Source organism: Longimicrobium sp., assembly GCA_036389795.1.
In the GTDB taxonomy this organism is placed as follows: Bacteria; Gemmatimonadota; Gemmatimonadetes; order Longimicrobiales; family Longimicrobiaceae; genus Longimicrobium.
Genome location: DASVWD010000034.1, coordinates 24,851 through 31,230 on the forward strand (window position 1 = coordinate 24,851; position 6,380 = coordinate 31,230).

The 6,380-nt window shown below is 68.6% G+C and carries 7 protein-coding genes; 5 read left to right on the plus strand and 2 right to left on the minus strand.

The window, feature by feature from the left end:
* Positions 1-52 precede the first annotated feature (52 nt).
* Positions 53-472 (plus strand): hypothetical protein, encoded by a 420-nt coding sequence (locus VF746_04285; protein ID HEX8691617.1) that lies wholly within the window; start codon positions 53-55, stop codon positions 470-472.
* A gap of 844 nt (positions 473-1,316) precedes the next feature.
* Here the strand turns inward: VF746_04285 and VF746_04290 are convergent.
* On the minus strand, positions 1,317-2,657 hold the full coding sequence (locus VF746_04290) for a sigma-54 dependent transcriptional regulator (GenBank protein ID HEX8691618.1): 1,341 nt from the start codon (positions 2,655-2,657) through the stop codon (positions 1,317-1,319).
* Between the two features lie 80 nt (positions 2,658-2,737).
* Positions 2,738-3,097, minus strand: coding sequence for a nucleotide pyrophosphohydrolase (locus tag VF746_04295; GenBank protein HEX8691619.1), 360 nt, complete (start codon positions 3,095-3,097; stop codon positions 2,738-2,740).
* 680 nt (positions 3,098-3,777) lie between these two features.
* On the opposite strand from VF746_04295, the gene VF746_04300 reads away from it, so the two are divergent.
* From VF746_04300 to purE, 4 genes are all read left to right on the plus strand, one after another.
* Entirely contained in the window at positions 3,778-3,984 is a 207-nt protein-coding gene (locus VF746_04300; GenBank protein ID HEX8691620.1) for a hypothetical protein, read from the plus strand.
* A 174-nt stretch (positions 3,985-4,158) separates the two neighbouring features.
* Entirely contained in the window at positions 4,159-5,070 is a 912-nt protein-coding gene (locus tag VF746_04305; GenBank protein ID HEX8691621.1) for a hypothetical protein, read from the plus strand.
* The gene (locus tag VF746_04310; protein ID HEX8691622.1) at positions 5,067-5,621 is read left to right on the plus strand and encodes a hypothetical protein; all 555 of its coding nucleotides are present in this window, start codon (positions 5,067-5,069) and stop codon (positions 5,619-5,621) included. Before VF746_04305 ends, VF746_04310 begins: the two co-directional genes overlap by 4 nt.
* A 366-nt stretch (positions 5,622-5,987) precedes the next feature.
* On the plus strand, positions 5,988-6,380 hold a 393-nt coding region (gene purE, locus VF746_04315; GenBank protein ID HEX8691623.1), incomplete at its 3' end, for a 5-(carboxyamino)imidazole ribonucleotide mutase.

Genomic DNA, 6,380 nt, shown 5'->3' on the forward strand with positions numbered 1-6,380 from the left:
CGACTTAGGGTGATCCGGCACCTGGCGCGGACCTCGCGTTGCGCGCCGGGCGATGAACGCGTCCGCCTTCCTCCGAGCCTCCCTGACCGCCGCCGCGGCGCTGCTGGCGGCGCTGGGTACCGCCCCCGCCGCCGCCCAGGGCGCGAGCGCGCGGATGACTGCGTCGGCGACAGTGGTGGAGCGCGTGAGCTTCGCGGCCGGCCCGAGCCGCGTCGCCTTCGACCGCGGCGGCCACATCGACGTGACGACGCCCCTCGCCCTCCAGGGCCGCGCCGCCATCGTGGTGCACGTGCTCGAGGGCGAGCCCGGCGCCGCGCCGGCATCGTCCCCCCTCCGCCCCGCCCCCACCACCCCCGCCGGCTCGACCACCGGCACCGGCTACACCACCCGCCTGCGCCTCCCCCGCCCTCCCGGCACCGGGGCGGGAAACACGAAAGCCTCCCTCACCTACGTCATCTCCACCGTCAACTGAAGCGAGGAGCCGCGGGCCCAGCCCGAAGGGCTTCCCGTGGTTCCAGCGAGCGCCTTCAGGCGCTTGCATTCCGTGCTGTCATTGCCACAAAAGCTGACGTGGCGCCAGACCAGGGTCGGGCGCCGACGGGGGCGGCGAGGCTTTCGGGAGGATGTTCCCGGGCAGGAAACCCGGGCGGGAGGCGGACCGGCGCGGAGTCGGGGCGCTCGAAAGGAAGGGGTAACCGATATGTGGCGGCGGCCACGTCAGCTTGCGCGCCCCTGGGGGTGTGTCTAGAAACCGTTGGAATCGAATACGTTACACGTTGGGGTCATGGATCGGTGTCGCGATCCTCGGCCCCTGTATAGGGCAAGCTTCGGCCCACCTTCTACATCTCACCCAACGCCAATCACATCAACGGCTTAGCACTACAGGCGACAGGTCGTCGCGCGATCCCTCGTTCCCAAACAGGAACGCCTCTGTTCCCCCCGGGAACATCGCCTTCCTCCCAGGCCCACATTCCACCTTCACCGCGGGCGTAATTTCCCACCTCAGACGACCTTCTCGACCGTTCCGAGCGGAGATTTCCCCACGGAAAAGACCGCGTTGTTCCCGATCAGGAACATGACCTGAGATCCGCGCGGAAGCCCGACTCCACCCCGTCTCGCGCAGCGCCGAAGTCCCTCCCCTGAAGTTCGGGGAGGGACAGGCGCGCCAGGCGCCAGGGCGGGGGCTCCCCGCCGCCGCACCGGAGTCCGGCCGAAACGAAGACGCCGCGGAGTCCGATCCTGGACTCCGCGGCGTCTTTCGCCAGATCGAACGTGATGCGGGTGCGTCGTTACTTTCGCACTCTCGCACTTCGGTTCTAAGCGACCATCCCGTGCCGCTTGCGCCGCTGCCAGAGCACCTTGCGTGAGACGCCCAGCCGCGCGGCCGCCGCGTTGATGCTCCCGCCCACGTCGGCCAGCGTCGCTTCGATGTACATCCGCTCCACCTCCTCCAGCGTGAGCCCGCGCGGGATCGGCACCGAGTTGGGCGGCGCCGCGGGGGCCGACGAGGGGCTGGTCAGCTCCGGCATGCGCAGCACGTGGTCGCGCGAGAAGATCATCGAGCGCTCGATCACGTTGCGCAGCTCGCGCGCGTTGCCCGGCCAGTCGTAGCGCTTGAGCCGCTCCAGGCTCTCCGCCTCGATCTCCGGCACCGGCTTCGCGAAGTACTCCGCCGCGCGCTTCACGAAGTGCCGCGCGATCGCCGGGATGTCGCTCTTGATGGCCCGCAGCGGCGGCAGGACCTTGGAGGCCACGTTCAGGCGGTAGTACAGGTCCTCGCGGAAGTTGCCGCGCGCCACCTCGCCCGCCAGGTCCACGTTGGTGGCCGCGATCACCCGCACGCTCACCTGCTGCTCGCGCGTGGAGCCGATGCGCCGGAACGAGCGGCTCTCCAGGAAGGTGAGGAGCTTGGCCTGCAGCTCCAGCGGCATCGAGCCGATCTCGTCCAGGAAGAGCGTCCCCCCCTCGGCCACCTCCACCAGCCCCTTCTTCATCTGCCGCGCGTCGGTGAAGGCGCCCTTCTCGTAGCCGAAGAGCTCCGCCTCCAGGAGGCTGGCCGGCAGCGCCGCGCAGTTGACCTCCACGAAGCGCATGTGCGCCTGCAGGCTGGCCCCGTGGATGGCGCGCGCCACCATGTTCTTCCCCGTCCCGCTCTCGCCCAGGAGCAGCGCCGTCACCTGCGCCACGCTCGCCACCTGGTCCACGAACTCGCGCACCTGCTGCACCAGGTCGTGCGAGCCCACGATCCCGTGCCGGTCGAAGCGCACCTGCGCCACCGACGAGAGCAGCTCCTGCGCGGGGAGCAGCTCCAGCGCCCGGCGGATGCGCGTCTCCAGCGCCTTGCCCTCCACCGGCTTGGTGACGAAGTCCGTCGCCCCCGCCTCCAGCGCGGCTTCCGCGTCCGCCTCGCTCCCGCGCGCCGCCACGATGATGAGCGGCAGCGTGCGGTTGAGCACCCTGAGCCGCTGCGTGAAGCCCGCGCCGCCCGTGGCCAGGTCGGCCACCACCGCGTCGGGCGGCTCCGCGCGGACCTCCTCCAGCGCCCGGTCGGCCCCGGTGAAGCCCTTGGTCACGAACTGGCGGCTGCGCTCCAGCTGCGCCGTGATCAGCGCCACCTGGTCCGCCCCGTCGGCGACGATGTAGACGGTCGGGTTCATGAACGGCGAGTGCGAAAGTGCGAAGTGCGAGAGTGCGAAAGTACGGGGTACGAGGTACGAGGTACGAAGTACGGAGTGCGTCAGGCGGTGGCTGTCCCCTGTTCCCTGTCCCCTGTTCCCTGCGGTTCCTTCCGTTCCCAGCGGTCGGCGTCGCGCACCCGGTACTTGGTGAGCGTGCGCTCCACCGCGTCCTGCAGGTCCACCTCCATCTGGTTGGCCAGCACCACGCAGACGAAGATGATGTCGGCCAGCTCCAGCGCCACGTCCTGCTCCGGCTCGTCGGGCTTCTTGGTCTTGGGCCCGTAACGGTGGTTCAGCTCCCTCGCCAGCTCTCCCACCTCCTCCGTCAGCCGCGCCAGGTTCACCAGCGGCGGAAAGTACCCCTCCTTGAACTGCGAGATGTACGCGTCCACCTGCCTCTGCACGTCGCGAAGGTCCATTCGGAAAGCCGGCACGGGTTGTCTGGGGAAGTCGCCACGAAAGCTATACGTGTTCCCAAATGGAAACAAGGCTTTTGAACTGAAGTGCGTGAGTGCGTGAGTGGGTCTCGTCGGTAGTTACTTTCGCACTTTCGCACTCAGCACTTTCGCACTTGCAGTTTGGGCATGTCCCTCCGCTGCGCTCCGGGCCGGGCTGCGCGCGCCGTAGGCCTGCAAACCACGCAGGCCAACGGCGCCGGGCCACCGCGGCCACGATACCCCCGTGGCCGCGGCGTCCCGGCCCTCCGGGCGCGCATCCCTCATGCGAGATAGCGCCTGCGGTATCGCTTCTATTAAGCCACCTACTGATTAAATGTACAACGGGTGCGGCGCGGCCAGGCTCTCCGCATCGGCGCCGATCTGGTCCGCCGGTCCGGATGGAGTATGGCCTTAGATCCGCATGAATGCTTGAAGATGACGAGAACGGGTCAATGGATCGCGGAAGGCTGAGAACCGGTCTCGGCGTTGCAGGTTCCTATATTCTCTCACGTAAACAGACAAAAGATTGACAAACAAAATGAGGGGTCGTAAACTGATGTTGCCTGGGGTGACTTGGACATCGCGAGATGTCTCTGGTTGTGACGGAGTCGATCTGCGCAGGGGAGAGGTGTGGATCAACATTCACTCGACGAGGGGGCACCATGAAAAAGACCATCAAGATCAGCCTGGCGCTCGGGTTCATCGTCGCAGGAGGCATGCTGGCCCTCCCTGCGTCGGCCGCCGAAGCCGATTGCCAGTGGGCCGAGCGCATGGTCATGGGGGTGTGCGACGGCGCCACGACCTCCCTCTGCAAGGGCTCGGAGCAGGATTGCAAGAAGACGGCGTCGGTCTCGGAGTTGGAGATGTAGCTGCGGGCACCAGCCGGATCGGATGTCGAACGATCCGGGTTGTGTCGGTCGGTGACTGGAAACCTGAACTCGCAGACGTCCATGCCTCTTCCCCTGCGCCCGTTTGCGTGTTGCTGCGCCAGCTTCCTGGCCGCGGCCTGCGGTTCGAAGTCCGATGCGGGGCCGGAGCTTCCCGTGCAGTTCGTGGAGATCGCCTCGTACGGCGACGCCGAGCCGTTGATCAGCGACGCCCTTCCGGTGCTGGAGCTGCCGGCCTACCTGAGAGGGGGGCCGGACGGTGCGATATGGACGCTGGAGACGAAGAGAAAAGCGGCCGTTCGTCTGGGCATGGACGGCTTCGCGATCCAGCGCGAAGGAAGGCCCGGGCACGGGCCGGGTGAGATCGCGGTCGCGCTCGGGATCGACGTGTCCCCGGGACGGACCGTGTGGGTCGCGGACCCCGGGAACGCGAAGGTCATCGGGTTCGAGGACGGGAAGGTGGTTTCGGAGTTCATGGTGGACCACGCGCCGCTCGGGATCGTGGCACCCTCCGACGACGGCGTCTGGGTGGGGGGCGACCTGGTGAACAGCGTCCTGGTCCGCTATGACCGCGCCGGACGGAAGATCGGGACGGCGGGTGTTCCCATCCTGCGGACCAGCAATGCGATGCGGCTCAACCAGGGAGTGCTCGCCCATGGCGCCGGTCCCTGCGCCGTCGTGTGGGCGTACCGCTTCCACTCGGTGGTGGAGTGCTTCGACCGGGAAGGGAAGACTCGCTGGCGTACGGACGGGCCGGTCCGCATCAAGCCGTATCGAGGAGCCAACCCGTTCAGCCTGTCGGACGAGGACGTTTTCGCCTACACCGATGTGTCCACCGACGGCGAGCGGGTCTACGCGCTCTTCCGGGGCAGGCCCGCGGGCAAGGACGGGCTTCAGACGCGGGACGTCCACGTCTACGATGCACGGACGGGTGCCTTCATCGGGAGGTGGCGTCTTCCCAGGCCGGCACACTTCATCCTGCGCCGTGACTCGTCCTTGGTGGTGATGGCGGACGAGCCGGCGCCCGTGGTCCACGTCTACCGCACGAGGGAGGGAGGGCAGCCATGAAGCGACCCGGCCGCACGGACGTCCTGCTCGCCTGTTCCGTGGTGTTCTTCGCGTCCATGATCGCGGTGCGCTTCACCCGGGGGGCGGAGGCCGGCCAGGAGCAGGAGGAAAGGATCCTGGCGACGGGTGATTCGCTCCCCGGGTTCTGGAAGGACCTGGCACTCGAGGAGCAGCCCCGGGGGCCCACGCTCGCGGTCCTCTACACGACGGAGTGTCCCTGGTGCCGCCTGTCCGTGAAGCGGTGGAACCGCCTTCGCGAGCAGGTGCTGCGGCTGGATGGAGCCCGCGCGGTGGCGGTCTCCCTCAGCGATTCGGCGTCGACCTCGACGTACGCCTCCGAGACAGGGCTGGAGTTCGCCGGAACCCGCGTTTCCGATGCCGAGGTGGAGAAGCGCTGGAGGGTGGTCGCGGTTCCGTACACGGTGCTTCTCGACCCTTCGGGGCGCGTGAGGGGGGCGTGGCGGGGGGTGGTCGACAGCACGAGGTACGAGGCGGTGCGTGCGGCGATCGGACCTGCCCAGGCCTCCGCACCCGCGAAGCCGGGCCCGTAGGCTCGGTCGACAGCCCGCCCTCCGCTCGGCCTGCCTCCGCCCTGGAGGAGGTCTCGAGAACCTTCCCCGGGTTCGCGCCGATCCACGGCTTCGCTCCGCAACCCACGAGCCTGGACGCCGAGTTTTCAGCAGCTCGCCAGGGCGGCGGGTGAGGACTCCCGCCGCCGCGCCGAAGGCCGTACCGATGCACTCACCCCCCTCACTCGCGCCCACACGCCAGCGCGTCTATACTGTTGTCCCACCGGCGGCGTAAAGTACACGGTGTGCCGTGGAGGCGGCGGTCCTCTGGCAGCGCGCCGCTCCGGTGGCTAAACTGTACAAAGTGCACAGACGTGCACGGACGAACGGGCAGCAGCGAGGAGGCGCGTGAGCCAGCCGCGGGTCGGGATCATCATGGGGAGCCGCTCCGACCGGGAGACCATGCAGGAGGCGGCGCGGGTGCTGGACGAGCTGGGGATCGCGTACGAGATGGAGGTCGTCTCCGCGCACCGCACGCCCGACCGCATGTTCCGCTACGCCGAGCAGGCCGAGGAGCGCGGGCTGGAGGTGATCATCGCCGGCGCCGGCGGGGCCGCGCACCTCCCCGGGATGACCGCCGCCAAGACCGTCCTCCCCGTGATCGGCGTCCCCGTCCTCTCCTCGAGCTTGAGCGGGCTCGACTCGCTCCTCTCCATCGTGCAGATGCCGAAGGGCGTCCCCGTCGCCACCGTGGCGATCGGCAAGGCGGGCGCGGCCAACGCCGGGCTCCTGGCCGCGCGC

Excerpts from the sequence above, each read along its gene's own strand:
- VF746_04285 (HEX8691617.1), top strand. The coding sequence starts at position 53 with ATGAACGCGTCCGCCTTCCTCCGAGCCTCCCTGACCGCCGCCGCGGCG.
- VF746_04290 (HEX8691618.1), bottom strand. The coding sequence starts at position 2,657 with ATGAACCCGACCGTCTACATCGTCGCCGACGGGGCGGACCAGGTGGCG.
- VF746_04295 (HEX8691619.1), bottom strand. The coding sequence starts at position 3,097 with ATGGACCTTCGCGACGTGCAGAGGCAGGTGGACGCGTACATCTCGCAG.
- VF746_04300 (HEX8691620.1), top strand. The coding sequence starts at position 3,778 with ATGAAAAAGACCATCAAGATCAGCCTGGCGCTCGGGTTCATCGTCGCA.
- VF746_04310 (HEX8691622.1), top strand. The coding sequence starts at position 5,067 with ATGAAGCGACCCGGCCGCACGGACGTCCTGCTCGCCTGTTCCGTGGTG.